This window comes from Streptomyces sp. NPDC002640 (assembly GCF_053592575.1).
On the sequence record NZ_JBSFVZ010000017.1, the window covers coordinates 119962 to 136702 of the forward strand.

The window sequence follows — 16741 nt, forward strand, 5'->3', positions numbered from 1 at the left end:
GGCCGCCAGTGACGGTCCTCACGGGACACCCCTGGGGCAGGGCTGCGTAGGCTTGTGCCGACGCCCCGGCAGGTCGGGAGAGCCGACCTCCACCCACCTGGCGAAGCGTCGGCGAGATCGGCAAGTGGTCGGCATGAGCCCCGAAGAACCTTGGAAGAGCCACCCGCACGTGCGCCACGTTGTAAGGTGAAAAAACAGCCCTTGACCTGCAAGAACGCAGGCAGGGAGCCTACCTCCAGGAGTACCCCGATGCTGCGTACGATGTTCAAGTCCAAGATCCACCGCGCCACGGTGACCCAGGCCGACCTGCACTACGTGGGATCGGTGACGGTCGACGCCGACCTGCTGGAGGCAGCGGACCTGCTGCCCGGCGAGCTCGTGCACATCGTCGACATCACCAACGGCGCCCGGCTGGAGACCTACACCATCGAGGGCGAGCGGGGGTCCGGGGTCATCGGGATCAACGGCGCCGCCGCGCACCTCGTCCACCCCGGTGACCTGGTCATCCTCATCAGCTATGCCCAGGTCGACGACGCCGAGGCGCGGAGCATGAAGCCGAGGGTGGTGCACGTCGACGAGGCGAACCGCATCGTGGCGCTGGGCTCCGACGCCTCCGCGCCGGTACCGGGCACCGACCAGCGGCGCAGCCCGCAAGCCGTCGAGGCCTGACCCCCGGGCGGCGGCGAAAACACCGCGGCCCCGCCGGAGCGGGGCCGCGCACCGTCGACGGGCGGTATGTCAGCGGGCGGTCTGCTCGTGGACGTACTCGGTGAGGCGGGTCAGTGCGCCGGGGTCGGTGGTGGGGAGCACCCCGTGGCCCAGGTTGAAGATGTGACCCTCGAGCCCGGAGGCCGCGTCCAGCACCTCCCGCGCCTTCGCCTCGACCGCCTCCGGCGTGGAGAACAGCACCGCCGGGTCGAGGTTGCCCTGCAGCGCCTTGCCGGGGCCGACCCGCCGCACGGCCTCGTCCAGCGGGACCCGCCAGTCGACGCCCACGACGTCCGCGCCGGCCTCGCCCATCAGCCCGAGCAGCTCGCCCGTGCCGACACCGAAGTGGATCCGCGGCACCTCGTACGGGGCGACCGCCTCGAACACCTTGCGCGAGGCCGGCAGCACCGAGCGCCGGTAGTCGGCCGGGGCGAGCGCGCCCACCCAGGAGTCGAAGAGCTGCACCGCGGAGGCGCCGGCCTCGATCTGCACCTTGAGGAAGGCGGCGGTGATGTCGGCGAGGCGGTCCAGCAGGTCGGCCCAGAGCTGCGGGTCGCCGTACATGAGCGCCTTGGTGTGCTCGTGGTTCTTGGACGGGCCGCCCTCGACCAGGTAGCTGGCCAGCGTGAACGGCGCGCCGGCGAAGCCGATCAGCGGCGTGGAGCCGAGCTCGGCGGTGAGCATCCGGATCGCCTCGGTGACGTACGAGACGTCCTCCGGCGTCAGGTCCCGCAGCCGCTCGAGGTCGGCGCGGGAGCGGATCGGCTGCTCCACCACGGGGCCGACGCCCGGCTTGATGTCCAGGTCGACGCCGATCGCCTTCAGCGGGACGACGATGTCGCTGAAGTAGATGGCCGCGTCCACCCCGTGCCGGCGGACCGGCTGCAGGGTGATCTCGGTGACCAGCTCGGGCCGCATGCACGACTCGAGCATCGGGATGCCCTCGCGCACCTTCAGGTACTCGGGCAGCGAGCGCCCGGCCTGACGCATGAACCAGACCGGCGTGTGCGGCACCGGCTCTCGGCGGCACGCCTTGAGGAAGGCGGAATCGGCGACGGCGGGGTTCTCGGGCTTGTCCATGGCACTCACGCGGGAATTCTCCCATGCCCCGGATGTCCGCCGTCGCCGACTCCCGCCGACCGGCCCCCGGCCGGTCGTCCGCCCGAGAGCGAACGGCCCGTCGGGCAAACCTCGGGCAAACCTCGAAAGTGTTCGCGCAACGCGATGAGGCCGCACCGCGCGTGCGGGGGTGTCCTTCACGCCACGGGGACCCGCCGCGCCGTATCTTCTGCGCATGGCTGCGGCTCAGGGACGACTGACGGACGGTGCCGGTGGAGCGGGCGACGGGAAGGACGGGGAGCGGGAGCTGAACGCGGACGCCTGGGCGCCACTGCCCTTCCGGGCCGCCGTCGACGCGCTGCGGACCGCGCGGCCGAGGCCGCGCGTGGAACTCGAGCCGGTGACCCCTCCCCGGCGGCTGGCGCCCTACGCCTACGCCCTGGAGGCGGCGGTGCTGGACGACGAGGGCGACGAACTCGCCGACGGACGCCTGATCCTGCTGTACGACCCGGACGGGCACGAGGCCTGGCGGGGCGCCTTCCGGATGGTCACCCTGGTCCGCGCCGAGCTCCACGAGCCGGAGATGGCGGCCGACCCGCTGCTCCCGGAGGTCTCCTGGTCCTGGCTGACCGGCGCGCTCGACGCCCGCGGCCTCGGCTACGAGGAGGCCGGCGGCACGGTCACCCGGGCCGGCTCCCACTACTTCGGGGCGCTGGCGGACCGCCCGAACGCCTCGCAGATCGAGATCCGGGCCTCCTGGACACCCACCGAGGGCCTGGGCGGCGTGCCGGACACCGCGGGCCACCTGGCGGCCTGGTGCGACCTGCTGGCCCAGGTCACCGGGCTGCCCCCGGCGGGCCCCACCGTGGCCGACGGCCCCCCGGCGGCCCCGGCCGCCCCGGTCGTCCCCCTCCCCCAACGCCGCGGCCCCCGCCCCCAGCGCTGAACCCGGCCCCGGCCCCGCCCTCGACCCCGGCCCCGAGCGCTGAACCCAACCCCGGCCCAGGCCCCGCCCTCCCGCGCCACCCGGCCTCCGCGGCCCTCCCCCGCACCGCCGCAGCCCTCCCGCCCCACCCGCACCACCCGCCCTCCGCGGCCCTTCCCCGCATCACCCGCACCGCCCGTCACCCTCCGCAGCCCTCCCGCACCACCCGCAGCCCTCCCGCACCACCCGTCACCCTCTGCGGCCTTCGCGCGCCACCCGCACCGCCCGCCGCCCTCCCGTGCCACCCGCGCCGCCCGCACTACTCGCATCTCCCGCACCACCCCGCGCCACCCGCCGCCCTCCGCGGCCCTCCCGCACCGCCCGCACTAGTCGCCCCCGGGCCACCCGCCGCCCTCCGGGACCCTCCCGCGTCACCCGCGCCGCCCGCATTACCAGCACCTCGGCACCACTCGCGCCACCCGCACCACCCCTCGCCCTGACGCGTCCCCTCCCCCCGCACCGGGACGCGCCGCGACGTGTTTGCGGTTTTGTCGATACGGACACTTTGCGACCTCGCCTGACCGCCCGTGGACAGGATTCGACTCGCCCCGTTCTTCGGATGATCGAGCGCGCGTCCGAATTGCCCCGATTTCCCCTCACCTAATCGTGATCACCCCCTAAAGGCGGACGGGTCCGGTGCCGAAGCAGACAGTGACCTAGCAAGCACGGTTCGTCCCGGCTTCATCCCCGTGAGCCGGCTCCGTCCCCCCACCCAGGAGGCCTGGTGTCCGTTCTCCTCGAGCAGCCCTCAAGCCTGGTCGCCTACCGCCCGAACAAGCCCACCGCCATGGTCGTCGTGGCCGATCCGCGTGTGCGCTCCACCGTGACCCGTCATCTCTGGGCGCTCGGCGTGCGTGACGTGATCGAGGCCTCGTCCGTAGCGGAGGCTCGTCCCCGCATCGGCAACCCCCGTGACATCTGCGTCGCCGACGTCCACCTGCCGGATGGTTCCGGCCTGACCCTCCTGTCCGAGACCCGGGCCGCCGGCTGGCCCAACGGTCTGGCCCTCTCCGCCGCCGACGACATCGGCGCCGTGCGCAACGCCCTCGCGGGCGGCGTCAAGGGCTACGTCGTCACCGGCACCCGCACCAACATCGGCCTGCCGGGCCGTCCCGGCGCCGCTCCGCTCGGCGGGGCCCACCGCATGCACCGCCGTCCCCCGGGCGCACCGAGCCACCCGGGCGGCTACCGCGAGCTCTCCGGCCGTGAGGTCGAGGTCCTGCGGCTGGTGGCGGAGGGCCAGTCGAACAAGGCGATCGGCGTCTCCATGGGCCTGTCCGCCCTGACCGTCAAGAGCCACCTCGCCCGCATCGCCCGCAAGCTGGGCACCGGCGACCGGGCCGGAATGGTCGCGGTGGCACTGCGTACCGGCATCATCCACTGATCACCGATCACACGACCACCGCGCCCGCCGAGGGAACGTTCCCTCGGCGGGCGCGGTGCATGTGCGCGGTACACAGATACCCTTGACAGGTGACCGACGCCCATGACACCGCAGCAGACAGTCCACTGCGAACCACCGGAGGCGCCCCTCCGGACGACGGCGGAACCGGCGGGACTTCTGCTTCCCGGGCGGCGGAGCCGGTTCCCCTCCTGGAGCCCCGCGAGGGCATCCCGCCGGTGATCGCCGACGCGGAGGGCCTGGCCGCCGTCGTCGCCGCCTTCGCCGCGGGGACCGGCCCGGTGGCCGTGGACGCCGAGCGGGCGTCCGGTTACCGCTACGGGCAGAGCGCCTATCTCGTGCAGCTGCGCCGCGAGGGCGCCGGCAGCGCGCTGATCGACCCGGTCGCCTGCCCCGACCTCTCCGCCCTCGGTGAGGCGATCGCCGACGCCGAGTGGGTGCTGCACGCGGCCACCCAGGACCTGCCCTGCCTGCGCGAGATAGGCATGGTCCCCGGTCGCCTCTTCGACACCGAGCTGGCCGGGCGCCTGGCCGGCTTCCCCCGGGTCGGGCTCGGCGCCATGGTCGAGAGCGTCCTGGGCTACACGCTGGAGAAGGGTCACTCGGCCGTGGACTGGTCGACCCGCCCGCTGCCGGAACCGTGGCTGCGGTACGCGGCGCTCGACGTGGAGCTCCTGGTCGACCTGCGCGACGCGCTGGAGAAGGAGCTGGAGCGGCAGGGAAAGCTGGAGTGGGCCCTCCAGGAGTTCGACGCCATCGCCACCGCCCCGCCGCCCGCCCCGCGCAAGGACCCGTGGCGGCGCACGTCCGGCATGCACAAGGTGCGCCGGCGGCGGCAGCTCGCCGTGGTGCGGGAGCTGTGGGAGGCGCGGGACCGGATCGCCCGGCGCCGTGACGTCTCCCCCGGCAAGGTGCTCGGGGACGCCGCGATCGTCGAGGCGGCGCTGGCACTGCCGGCCACCGTGCAGGCGCTGACCGCGCTCAGCGGCTTCGGCAACCGGATGGGGCGGCGCCAGCTCGAGCAGTGGCAGGCCGCGGTCGACCGGGCCAAGGCACTGCCGGAGAGCGCGCTACCGCTGCCGGGGCAGGCGGTGGCCGGGCCTCCGCCGCCGCGGGCCTGGGCGGACAAGGACCCGGCGGCCGCGGCCCGGCTGTCGGCGGCCCGTGCCGCGGTGTCGGCACGGGCGGAGGAGCTGCGGATGCCGCAGGAGAACCTGATCGCGCCGGACACGGTGCGGCGGGTCTGCTGGGCGCCGCCCGGCACCGTCGACGAGGCCTCGGTCTCCGCCGCGCTCGCCGCGCACGGCGCCCGCCCCTGGCAGGTCGAACAGGTCACCCCCCTCCTGCTCACCGCCCTCACCGCGAAGGAGTGACCCCCGGCCCGGGCGGCGCGGCCGCGCCGCCCGGCGACACGGCCGGGGTGTGACGTTCGACGCGTCGGCCGCCCGGGGTGGGCACAATGGTTACCCGCGAGTAGCATGACTCGGGTGAGCGGGCGCTCAGTCGTCCGCCCGCACAGCGTGCCGCAGTGCCACCCCGCACACCCCTGGAGGAGAGCCATCGTGCCTCGTACCGTCAGGGACGTCGTCTTCGTCGACGGCGTCCGTACCCCGTTCGGCAAGGCGGGCCCGAAGGGCATCTACCACGAGACCCGCGCCGACGATCTCGTGGTGAAGTCGATCCGGGAGCTGCTGCGCCGCAACCCGGGTCTCGACCCGGCGAAGATCGACGAGGTCGCCATCGCCGCGACCACCCAGATCGGTGACCAGGGTCTGACCCTGGGCCGCACGGCGGGCGTCCTGGCGGGTCTGCCGCAGAGCGTCCCCGGCTACTCCATCGACCGCATGTGCGCGGGCGCGATGACCGCGGTGACCACCACCGCCGGTTCCATCGCCTTCGGCGCCTACGACGCCGTCATCGCCGGCGGCGTGGAGCACATGGGCCGCCACCCCATGGGTGAGGGTGTGGACCCGAACCCGCGTCTGGTCAGCGAGAAGCTGGTCGACGAGTCGGCCCTGTTCATGGGCATGACCGCCGAGAACCTGCACGACCGCTACCCGGCGATCACCAAGGAGCGCGCGGACAAGTACGCCGTCGCCTCCCAGGAGAAGGCCGCCAAGGCGTACGCGAACGGCAAGATCCAGCAGGACCTGGTCCCGATCTCCGTGCGCCGCACCAACGCCGACGCGGGCGAGACCGGCTTCGGCCTGGTCACCGCCGACGAGCCGATGCGCCCGGGCACCACGCTGGAGAACCTGGCGAACCTGAAGACGCCGTTCCGCGTCCACGGCCGCGTCACCGCGGGCAACGCCGCCGGCCTCAACGACGGCGCCACGGCCGCCCTCCTCGCCTCCGAGGAGTTCGCCACCGAGAACGGCCTGCCGGTCAAGATGCGCCTGGTCTCCTACGCCTTCGCCGGCGTGGAGCCCGAGGTCATGGGCTACGGCCCGATCCCGGCCACCGAGAAGGCGCTGGCCAAGGCCGGCCTGTCCATCTCGGACATCGGTCTCTTCGAGATCAACGAGGCCTTCGCCGTCCAGGTCCTCGCCTTCCTGGAGCACTACGGCATCGCCGACGACGACGCCCGCGTGAACCAGTACGGCGGCGCCATCGCCTACGGCCACCCGCTGGCCTCCTCCGGCGTGCGCCTGATGACCCAGCTGGCCCGCCAGTTCGAGGACCAGCCCAACGTCCGCTACGGCCTGACGACGATGTGCGTCGGCCTCGGCATGGGCGCCACGGTCATCTGGGAGAACCCGAACTTCGAGGGGGACAAGTGAGCAACGTCGCCGAGCTGCTGAAGGGCGCCGCCGCGCTCTTCCCCGACGAGGTCGTCACCGAGGCGCACGTACGCCACTTCGACCTCCCCCTGGGTGCGGGCCGCTTCGCCCTGATCACCCTGGACAACGGCTTCGACCACACCAAGCCGAACACCTTCGGCCCGCAGTCGCTGGCCAAGCTGGACCTGGCCATCGACCAGGTCGAGCGTGAGGCCGCGGCCGGCGAGATCGTCGGCGTCGGCATCACCGGCAAGCCGTTCATCTTCGCCGTCGGCGCGGACCTCAAGGGCGTCGAGGCGCTGAAGGACCGCGAGCACGCGGTGGCGATCGGCAAGGGCGGCCACGACGTCTTCAAGCGTCTGGGCACCCTCGCCGTCCCGACCTTCGCGTACTACAACGGCGCGGCCATGGGCGGCGGCGTCGAGGTCGGTCTGCACTGCCGCTACCGCACGGTCTCGGCCGCGCTGCCGGCGTTCTCCCTCCCCGAGGTCTTCCTCGGCCTGGTCCCCGGCTGGGGCGGCTGCACCCTGCTGCCGAACCTGATCGGCGCGGACAAGGCCGTCTCGGTGATCATCGAGAACTCGCTGAGCCAGAACCGCCAGCTCAAGGGCAAGCAGGTCTTCGAGCTCGGCATCGCCGACGCCCTGTTCGAGGGCGCGGACTTCCTGGAGCAGTCGCTGGTGTGGACGGCGGCCGTCCTCAAGGGCGAGATCGTCGTCGACCGCCCGGAGATCGACCGCGGCGAGGGCTGGGACCAGGCCGTCGCGCGCGGCCGGTTCGTCGCCGACTCCAAGGTGCACGGCGCGGCCCCGGCCGCCTACCGCGCGCTGCAGATCATCGCCGACGCCAAGAACGGCGACTTGCAGGCCGGTTACGACGCCGAGGACGAGGCCCTCGCGGACCTCATCATGGGCGACGAGCTGCGCTCCGGCCTGTACGCGTTCAACCTGGTGCAGAAGCGCGCCAAGCGGCCGGCCGGTGCCCCGGACAAGTCGCTGGCCCGCCCGGTCACCAAGGTGGGCGTCGTCGGCGCCGGCCTGATGGCCTCGCAGCTCGCGCTGCTCTTCCTGCGCCGCCTCGAGGTGCCGGTCGTGCTGACCGACATCGACCAGGCGCGGATCGACAAGGGTGTGGGCTACGTCCACTCCGAGATCGACAAGCTGCTCGCCAAGGGCCGCGTCAACCAGGACAAGGCCAACCGCCTCAAGGCGCTGGTCACCGGTGTCCTGGACAAGTCCGAGGGCTTCTCGGACGCCGACTTCGTGATCGAGGCCGTCTTCGAGGAGATGGGCGTCAAGCAGCAGGTGTTCGCCGAGGTCGAGGCGGTCGCCCCGGCGCACGCGATCCTCGCCACCAACACCTCCTCGCTGTCGATCACCGAGATGGCGTCGAAGCTGAAGAACCCCGAGCGGGTCGTCGGCTTCCACTTCTTCAACCCGGTCGCCGTCCTGCCGCTGCTGGAGATCGTCCGCGGCGAGCGCACCGACGACGCCTCGCTGGCCACGGCGTTCGCCGTCGCCCGCAAGCTGAAGAAGACCGCGGTGCTGGTGAAGGACGCCCCGGCGTTCGTCGTCAACCGCATCCTCACCCGCTTCATGGGCGAGGTGCAGAACGTGATCGACGAGGGCACCCCGGTGGCCGTGGCGGAGAAGGCGGTCGAGCCGCTGGGCCTGCCGATGTCCCCGCTGGTGCTGCTGGAGCTGGTCGGCCCGGCGATCGGCCTGCACGTCTCCGAGACGCTCAACCGCGCGTTCCCGGACCGCTTCACCGTCTCCGCCAACCTCCGGCGGGTCGTCGAGGCCGGCAAGCGCGGCTTCTACGTCTACGACTCCGGCAAGCCGGAGCTGGACCCCGAGGTCGCCGCGCTCCTCCAGCAGGGCGACGTCGTCCTCACCGAGGAGCAGGTCCGCGAGCGGGTGCTGGGCGCGGTCGCCCAGGAGATCGGCCTGATGCTCGACGAGGGTGTCGTCGCCGAGGCGCAGGACATCGACCTGTGCCTGATCACCGGCGCGGGGTGGCCCTTCCACCTGGGCGGCATCACGCCGTACCTGGACCGCGAGGGCGTCTCCGAGCGGGTGAACGGCAAGCGGTTCCTGGCGCCGGGTGTGGCGTCGGTGCCGGTGTAGCAACGCCGCGGCAGACACGACGCGGAAGGGCCCGGGACGCACGGCGTCCCGGGCCCTTCCGCGTACCGGCGGATCCGCGTGCGCCGACCGGTGTCCGCCGACCGGTGTCCGGGGCCTGCTCAGCCCGCCGCGACGTGCGCCGCCGCAGTGAAGACGACCTCGGCGCGCGGCGACTGGAAGCCGGCCTGGTCCACCGCGAACACCTTCACGTGGTGCTGCCCCGCCGCCCACGGACGGTCGGGCTCCCAGGACCAGCCGCCGTCGGGTCCGACCGCGGGCGTGCCCAGGAACGCGCCGTTCTCCCAGATGCTCACCCGCACGGCGCCCGTGGCGCTGCCGACGAAGCGCGCACCGGTGGTCGGCTGCAGGGAGTCGGGCGCGGGGTGGAGGATCACCGGGGCGGGGAACTCGGTCGCGTCGCGGTGCACGCTGGTGGCCGCGAGGAACGCCTCGACGGGCGAGGTGTCGTGGTCCGGCTCCTCGTAGTTGTGGCGGGTGATGCCGAGCTTCGGCGCGATGCCCTCCGCCAGGAGGTAGCCGATCGCCAGCAGGGGCGGGACGTTGCGCAGGGTGACCTTGCCGTGGTCGGTGATGTGGGGCGACTCGCTGTAGATGAAGTTGAAGTTGGGGTAGCGCTGGAGCATGCCCACATAGGGCTCCACCTGCGTGGCGTACTGCTCGTCCTGCGGTGAGGACACCAGGTAGATGTTGGCCTGGGGGTTGGCGCCGGCGGCCATCAGGTCGGGGAGGATCCGGTCGAGGACGGCCACGTTCTCCGGGGCCGGGTTCTCGCCCAGCATGTGCCGCCCGATGTCCGGATAGACGTCCCGGACGAAGGTGCCGACGGCGAACTGGGGGACGCTGGCCACGATGTTGCGGAAGCCGTACCGCAGCCCGTAGTACAGCGCCGCGCTGCCGCCCTTGGAGCTGCCCCACAGCGTCACGTCGCCCGGTGTCAGCCCCAGCGCCCCCGCGACGCGGTTGATCAGCCCGATGACCGACCGCTCCACCGAGAAGTCCATGCCCCGGCAGAGGTAGTAGGTGTTGCCGCCGTCGAACCGGTCGCGGATCCAGAGGATGTTGGAGCGCAGACCGTCGAGGACACCGGTGCCCCAGCCGTAGTCGTCGGGGGCGAAGAGGTTGGCGAACACCACGGTCAGGTGGCGGTTCCCGCTCTTGGCGTGGGTGAAGCGGTACTCGACCGGACACGGGCCTGACGCGTCGATTCCGGTGAAGGTGCGGCGGGTGCTGGGCATGGTCGGCTTCGGCTTTCTGCGGTTGCGGGTGTGGGCGGCGGTCCCCGGCGGGGCGGGGCGGTCAGTGTCCCGGCGGCACGTGGTACCCGAGGGACGCGGACATCTCGACGGCGGTGAAGGCGACGCCCGTGGGCGGCCCTTCGATTCCGTGGTGGTCCGCCGCCACCACCTCGACCAGATGCGGCCCGGGCAGCCAGGGGCGGCCCGGGTGCCAGGCCCACCCGCCGTCGGGCGCCACCGGGCAGGCCCCCAGGTCGAACCCGCCCTCCCGGAACCGCACCTGTGCGGCTCCGGGCGCGAAGCCGCTGAACGGCGTCCCCGCCGCGGGCACCTCCTGGTAGGACACGGGCGTCCCCACCACCGGCGCGGCGGGCAGGGGCGGGCCGGAGACGGACACCGGCGGGGACGGGGCGACGGCGCCGGCCGCGGCGGTGAACTCGATCTGCGTCCTGGGCGACTGATAGCCCGCGGTGTCGGCGGCGTACAGCCGCACCAGGTGCCGGCCCGGCGACCACCGCTGAGGCTCCCAGACCCATGAACCGTCGGCCCCGACCGGCACGTTCGCGAGGAACGTGCCGTTCTCCCAGAGGCTCACCCGCTCCGCGCCCGGTGCGAGGCCGGTGAGCAGGGAACCGGTGACCGGGACCTGGGCGCCGGGGGCGGGGCCCGTGACCACCGGCGGGGGGAAGACGGAGGCGTCCTTCACCACCGCGTCGGCGGCCAGCATCGCGTCGATCCCGGAGCGGTCGCGGTCCGGCTCCTCGTAGCCGTTGCGCACATGACCGAGCCGGGGGGCGATGCCGTCGGCCAGGAGGTTGAGCAGGCCCAGCAGGGCCGGGACGTTGCGCCGGGTGACCTGGGTGTGGTCGGTGATGAAGGGGGACTCGCTGTAGATGAAGTTGAAGTTCTCGTAGCCGGCGAACAGCCCGAGGTAGGGCTCCACCTGGCTGGTGTACTGCTGGTCCTGCGGTGACGAGAGCAGGTAGACGTTGGCGGAGCGGTGCGTGCCCGACCGGACGAGGTCGGGCAGGATCGCGTCCACCGCCCGCACGTTCTCCGGGGGGACGCCCTCCCCCAGCATGAAGCGGGCCACCCGGGGATGGACCGTCTGCACGTAGGTGCCCACGGCGAACTGCGGGACGAGGGAGACGATGTTCCGGAAGCCGTAGCGCAGTCCGAAGAAGAGCGCGGCGCTGCCCCCCTTGGAGCCGCCCCACACGGTCACGTCGTCCGCGGTGATCTCCAGCGCCCGCATCACCTTGAAGATCAGGCCGGCCACCGACCTCTCCAGGGAGAAGTCCATGTCCTTGCACAGGTAGTAGGAGTTCATGCCGTCGAAGCGGTCACGGATCCACAGGATGTTGGCCCGCACCTGGTCGAGCACCCCGTTGGACCAGCCGTAGTCCTGGGGGGCGGCGAAGTTGGCGAACACCACCACCAGGCGCCGGTTGCCGGACTTGGCGTGGGCGAAGCGGTACTCGACGGGGAAGGCGCCCGAGGCGTCGATCCCCTGGATCAGCTGGCGCCCCTTCGGCGCGGCGTTGGACATCTGCGGGACCACTCTCATCGGCGTGCACGGGCGCGCTGCCGCCGGCGCCCGGGAGGAGGACAGGGAATTTGGTCACCGGTCGCCCGGCCGGAGATGATGCCGGGGTGACACGGGAGAGCGGTCGACGCGCGGCATCCCGCCGCGGCGGCACCGTTCTCCGTACGGTGCTCGCCGTGGCGGCGCTGCTCGCGGCGGTCTTCGGCGCCCGTGCGCTCCTCGCTCCGGACACCGGGCCGCCCACCGGGCGGCCGGGGCCGACCCTGACGGTCGCCACCTGGAACATGTGCGGCGTGCGGCAGTGGAACTGCGCGGCGACCGGTGACGCGGCGGCCAAGCGGAAGGCGCTGGAGGAACTCACCGCGGGCGGTGAGGGCGCCCGTGTCCTGCTGCTGCAGGAGGTCTGCGCGGCGGACCTGGAGGCGGTGCGCGCGCGGCTCGGTGCCGCGTGGCACGCGGAGTTCCGCGCGTACACCTGGCGTGCGGCCTCCGGCCGCCTGACGGCCGTGCGCTGCGACGACGCCGGCCGCGGCGAGGCCGGCTATGCGGTGCTCTCGGCGTACCCGCTGGAGGCCGCGCGGGTCGTACCGTCGCAGCAGCCGGCCGTGGGGGTGCAGCGGGGCCTGCTGTGCGCGGACGTCCCCGCCCACGACGTCCAGGTCTGCACCGCGCATCTCACGGTGCCGGGCGGTGACACCGCCCACCCCGGCTGGGAGTACCGCGACGACCAGCTCCGGGCCCTCTTCGCCGCCCAGGACGGCCGGCGCGCGGTGTTCGGCGGGGACCTCAACGTGACGCCCCCGGGCGCACGCGAGCCCGCCTCCTGGGTGTGGCCGGCCGCGGCCCGGGAGTACCGGGAGTGCGACCGGGCCGCCTCCTCGGCGGGCGGGCGCCCCACCCACGAGTCCGGCCACAAGCTGGACCATCTCTTCACCGGACTTCCCGTCGAGGGCTGCGAGGTGTCCGACACCGGCGCCTCGGATCATCGGGCCCTGCTGATGACGGTCCGCACCGGCGGGAACTGACTCACACGACCACGCCCAGGGGAGGCCTGGCACCGCCGTGGTCCGGGACGGCCTCCCCGGGGTGCGGCCGGCCCCACGGATCGCCCTGGGCGCCGGACCGTCCGGACCGGGCGACCCGCTGCCGCGGGGTGAACCACTCGGGAGCCCGGTGCACGGGTGTCATGGGCCGCACGGCGTGCCGGGTGTCGACGGTGCCGACGCGCGGCGCACGGGCGTCCTCCGGCCTCAGGTCGCCGCCGGCCACCAGCATCCGGTCGGCCAGCCTGGCCGAGGCGAAGCCGTCGTCCAGGTCGCAGAACTCGTGCTGGAACCAGCGGTACCGCTCGGCGTAGACGTGCTGGATGCGGTCGACGTCCTGGATGGCCGCCACCAGTTCCTCCGAGGTGGACACCAGCGGTCCGGGGGCGCTGGACTCGAAGTCGAAGTAGAACCCGCGCAGGGTGTCCCGGTAGTGGTCCAGGTCGTAGGTGAAGAACAGGATCGGGCGCCCGGTGTTGACGTAGTCGAACATCAGGGACGAGTAGTCGGTGATCATCACATCGGTGATCAGCGACAGGTCCGCCATGTCGGGGTAGTCGGAGACGTCGAAGACGAAGCCGTCGCCGGCCCCCGGCACCGGGTCCACCACGTTCGGGTGGCGGCGCACCAGCAGGACGTGGTCCGCGCCCAGCCGGGCACGGGCGTCCTCCAGGTCGATCCGGAAGTCCAGCTTGTACTTGCCGGGCGAGTAGAACTGGTCGTCGCGCCAGGTGGGGGCGTACATCACGACCCGCTTGCCGTCGGGAATCCCGATCCGGCTGCGGATCGCGTGTTCACGCCGCTCGGTCCCGCCCCTGCGGAGGATGTCGTTGCGCGGGTAGCCGCTCTCGACCATCTCCCCGGGGAAGCCGAAGGCGCGCTGGAGGATCGGGGTCGAGAAGCTGTTGGGCGAGACGAGCATGTCCCAGTTCTGGACCTCCTTCTCCACGCGTTCGAGGTAGCGCTTGTCCGCGAAGTGGATGGCCTCGATGTCGTGGCCGATCTTCTTCAGCGGGGTGCCGTGCCAGGTCTGGACGACGACCTGGCCCTCACGCTTCTGGAACCAGTCGGGGAGGTGGTTGTTGGCGACGACGTAACGGCTGGTGGCGAGGGCCTCGTACCACTGGGGCGACCACATGCGCACCGGGACGGCCGTGGGCGGCACCTGCACCTGGTCGTCGCGGACCACCCAGAGGTGCTCCAGGTCGGCGCCGCGCCGCAGCAGTTCCTCGTGCAGCGCGCGGGGGCTGTCGGAGTACTGGGTGCCCTTGAAGGCGTCGAAGAGCACCGCCGGGCGCACCGGGCGGCGACGGGCGGCCTGGTACTCCTTGGTGCGCAGGATCTTCTGCCGGTACGGGCCGCGGGCGTTGTCCGGCATCGCCGAGTGCACCAGCAGCGAGAGCCGGTCGTAGGCCTCGGCCTGCAGCTCGTAGCCCCGGCTGTTCTCCCGGTGCTCCTGAGGAAACGTTTCTACAAGATCCTGTTCGACCTTGAGCATCAGGTCCTCGAGGCGGTCCTCCCGCGCGATGGAGGAGTGGTCCTGGCGGCGGAGGAAGAAGTCCCACCGGCCGGCGGCGAGGGGGACGTCACCGGCCAGCGTGCGCATCGCCGCGGGAGTGACGACGCACCGGAACTCGTTGCCGTTCCAGTCGATCGGCACCGCGCGCTCGGCCCCGTGGGCCCGGGAGCGGACCACGACGTGGGCGTCGCGGTACTCGGACTCGGTCAGCGTGTCGGCGGCCGTGTAGCGGCCGACGATCTCGAGTGAGCCGTCCTCGTACCAGCCGTACCGGGTGACCCGGGGCAGCGTGGCGCGCTCGAACAGGACGAGGTAGCCGGAGCCGTTCCGGTGGACGACGACCTCACGGTCGCCCTCCCGGGTCTGCAGGCCCCCGGGCATGCGGTAGTGGCCGTCCGCGGTCTCCTCGGCCATGACCGGATAGATGGTCATCTTGCGGCCCTCGACGTGGAAGGTGGTCTTCCAGCCGTTGCTGCCCATGCTCCACGACGCCGGGACCTCCGCGCCCGCCTGGAGGTCGGCGCGGTAACCGGGGACGAGGGCGCGCAGCGGGATCCGGGTGGCGAAGGTGCACCAGCCCTCACCGCCGGGGGTGAACCAGACCCGCGCCTCGTGCCGGCCGGCGCCGCTCATGCTGGTGACCCGGAACTTGCCCCACTCCGGCACGGCCGGGCCGAGGTAGACGCCGCGCAGCTCCAGCTGATCGCCCACCAGGCGGTGCCCGGTGATCCGGCAGCGCACCACCTCGACGCGCAGCTTGAGCTTGCCCTGGAGGAACAGCGGCAGCACCCGGGTGTTCTTGTCGACATAGCGGTACGGCGGGTTGGCCGCGGAGCCGGCGCCGCCGCGGTCGATGCCGCGGTACCGGAACAGGCCGCGGCTGAGCACGCCGGCCGCCACGTCCCAGGTGCCTTCGACCCACTTGCCCTTGCGCATCAGCCGACTGGTGTCGATCTTGGTCTCGAAGCCGGACCAGTCGTAGCAGTAGCGGCTCTGGTTGGAGCGCTCGGTCGCCTCGGGCGCGTAGACGGTGCGGGCCGGGCTGATCAGCATCCGGTCCTGCTTCTTGTTCCGCAGCGCGATGGCCTTCACCGACATGTGCTTCTTGTGCACGTTGATGAAGCGCACGTAGGCCGTGCCGGTCAGGGTCAGCTGGGTGTCGGAGGTCCACCGGGCGTTGGTGAGCGACCCGTGCAGGGAGAGCTCCTTGTCGAGCCGGTAGTCCTTCTTGTCCAGCCCCACCTTGCGGTCACCGAGGTAGGGGTAGTTGAGGTACCGGTGGAAGCGCCGCTGCACGGGCATCGGGCCGCCCTTGCGCTCGAACTCGATCACGTCGAGCAGCTCGGGCAGCCGGCCCTCGCGGACCAGCAGCCACTTGACGCGGGCGTCCGCGGGAAGTTCGTCGAAGATCGTCGGGTCGGCCTCGTCGAGGAACTCGTTGGCCCACGCCATGAAGGCGTCCCGGTACTCCTCGTCCGCGTCCGGCAGGACCTTCAGGTGCAGCATCAGGTCGGACTTGAGGCAGGCCAGGTCGTACTTGCGCTTGCTCTCCTCGTAGAGGCGCGAGCGGCGCTCGCCGAGGAACCGGCTGACCGACCGGACGGCCGCGACGCGGTCCCGGAGGTTGGACAGCTCGGTGTGGCGCTGGGTGATGGAGGGCGCCGCCCCGCCTTCCCGGCGCCGCCAGAAGTAGACGATGTCGGTGATGACGTCGACCTTGGCGGCCCGGAAGTGGGCGTACATGTTCACCCAGGAGTCCTCGTAGAGCACTCCTTCGGGGAACTCGATGTAGTGGTAGTCCCAGAACGACCGCCGGAACATCTTGTTCCACACGGTGCGGTCGTAGATCAGCGCCTCGAAGCGGGTGATGTGGGTGCCCCGGCGGTTGGACCGCATCGGGCCGGCGTGCAGGGGGGACTGCCACTTCTTCGTGGAGTTCATCATCTGGACGTTGCCGGAGACGAAGTCCGAGCCCGACTCCTCCACGGTCCGGATGAGCAGCTCGTACGCGTACTCGGGGATGACGTCGTCCCCGTCGATGAAGGCGAGGAACTCGCCCTGCGGGTGCATGGCACGCAGGCCCGTGTTGCGGGCGTGGCCGGGACCGCGCGACTCCTGGCGGATCAGCTTGAACCGGGGGTCGGCGGCGCAGAACTCGGCGGCGATCCGCGTGGAGGAGTCGGTGGAACCGTCGTCGACCAGGATGACCTCGAAGTCGCGGAACGTCTGCCGTGCGATCGATTCGAGACATTCGGCCAGATAGACCTCGACGTCCTGGAAAGGCACGACGACGCTCAGACGCGGGTGGTCCGCCACT

General features: G+C 72.2%; 11 protein-coding genes. 7 read left to right on the forward strand and 4 right to left on the reverse strand.

Going from position 1 to position 16741, the window contains the following annotated elements:
- Window positions 1–249 precede the first annotated feature (249 nt).
- Window positions 250–669: an aspartate 1-decarboxylase gene (gene panD / locus ACWD3O_RS22255; protein ID WP_451409404.1), complete on the forward strand. Its 420-nt coding sequence runs from the start codon at window positions 250–252 to the stop codon at window positions 667–669.
- A gap of 69 nt (window positions 670–738) precedes the next feature.
- Here panD and hemE read toward each other — a convergent pair whose 3' ends face one another.
- Window positions 739–1788: a uroporphyrinogen decarboxylase gene (gene hemE / locus ACWD3O_RS22260; RefSeq protein ID WP_451417119.1), complete on the reverse strand. Its 1050-nt coding sequence runs from the start codon at window positions 1786–1788 to the stop codon at window positions 739–741.
- A 214-nt stretch (window positions 1789–2002) separates the two neighbouring features.
- Between hemE and ACWD3O_RS22265 the strand changes: the two genes are divergently transcribed.
- The 5 genes from ACWD3O_RS22265 (at window position 2003) to ACWD3O_RS22285 (ending at window position 9060) form a co-directional block, all read left to right on the forward strand.
- Window positions 2003–2713 carry a DUF3000 domain-containing protein gene (locus ACWD3O_RS22265; RefSeq protein ID WP_451417080.1) on the forward strand — a complete coding sequence of 237 codons (711 nt, stop codon included), beginning with the start codon at window positions 2003–2005 and terminating at the stop codon, window positions 2711–2713.
- A 763-nt stretch (window positions 2714–3476) separates the two neighbouring features.
- Window positions 3477–4136 (forward strand): helix-turn-helix transcriptional regulator, encoded by a 660-nt coding sequence (locus tag ACWD3O_RS22270; protein WP_356129336.1) that lies wholly within the window; start codon window positions 3477–3479, stop codon window positions 4134–4136.
- Between the two features lie 89 nt (window positions 4137–4225).
- Window positions 4226–5527, forward strand: a complete 1302-nt coding sequence (locus ACWD3O_RS22275) for an HRDC domain-containing protein (RefSeq protein WP_451409402.1) — start codon at window positions 4226–4228, stop codon at window positions 5525–5527.
- A gap of 189 nt (window positions 5528–5716) precedes the next feature.
- Window positions 5717–6934 (forward strand): thiolase family protein, encoded by a 1218-nt coding sequence (locus ACWD3O_RS22280; RefSeq protein ID WP_451417081.1) that lies wholly within the window; start codon window positions 5717–5719, stop codon window positions 6932–6934.
- Window positions 6931–9060, forward strand: coding sequence for a 3-hydroxyacyl-CoA dehydrogenase NAD-binding domain-containing protein (locus tag ACWD3O_RS22285; RefSeq protein WP_451417082.1), 2130 nt, complete (start codon window positions 6931–6933; stop codon window positions 9058–9060). The genes ACWD3O_RS22280 and ACWD3O_RS22285 overlap by 4 nt, the downstream gene beginning before the upstream one ends.
- A gap of 119 nt (window positions 9061–9179) precedes the next feature.
- Here the strand turns inward: ACWD3O_RS22285 and ACWD3O_RS22290 are convergent, their stop codons facing one another.
- Together ACWD3O_RS22290 and ACWD3O_RS22295 are read right to left on the reverse strand one after the other, a co-directional pair.
- Window positions 9180–10316 (reverse strand): hypothetical protein, encoded by a 1137-nt coding sequence (locus ACWD3O_RS22290; RefSeq protein ID WP_451417083.1) that lies wholly within the window; start codon window positions 10314–10316, stop codon window positions 9180–9182.
- A gap of 61 nt (window positions 10317–10377) precedes the next feature.
- Window positions 10378–11865: a hypothetical protein gene (locus tag ACWD3O_RS22295; protein ID WP_451417084.1), complete on the reverse strand. Its 1488-nt coding sequence runs from the start codon at window positions 11863–11865 to the stop codon at window positions 10378–10380.
- 173 nt (window positions 11866–12038) lie between these two features.
- Here ACWD3O_RS22295 and ACWD3O_RS22300 point away from each other — a divergent pair, with 173 nt between their 5' ends.
- Entirely contained in the window at window positions 12039–12887 is an 849-nt protein-coding gene (locus ACWD3O_RS22300) for an endonuclease/exonuclease/phosphatase family protein (RefSeq protein ID WP_451409397.1), read from the forward strand.
- Between the two features lies 1 nt (window position 12888).
- Here the strand turns inward: ACWD3O_RS22300 and ACWD3O_RS22305 are convergent, their stop codons facing one another.
- On the reverse strand, window positions 12889–16740 hold the full coding sequence (locus ACWD3O_RS22305; protein ID WP_451417085.1) for a bifunctional glycosyltransferase/CDP-glycerol:glycerophosphate glycerophosphotransferase: 3852 nt from the start codon (window positions 16738–16740) through the stop codon (window positions 12889–12891).
- Window position 16741: the final 1 nt, after the last annotated feature.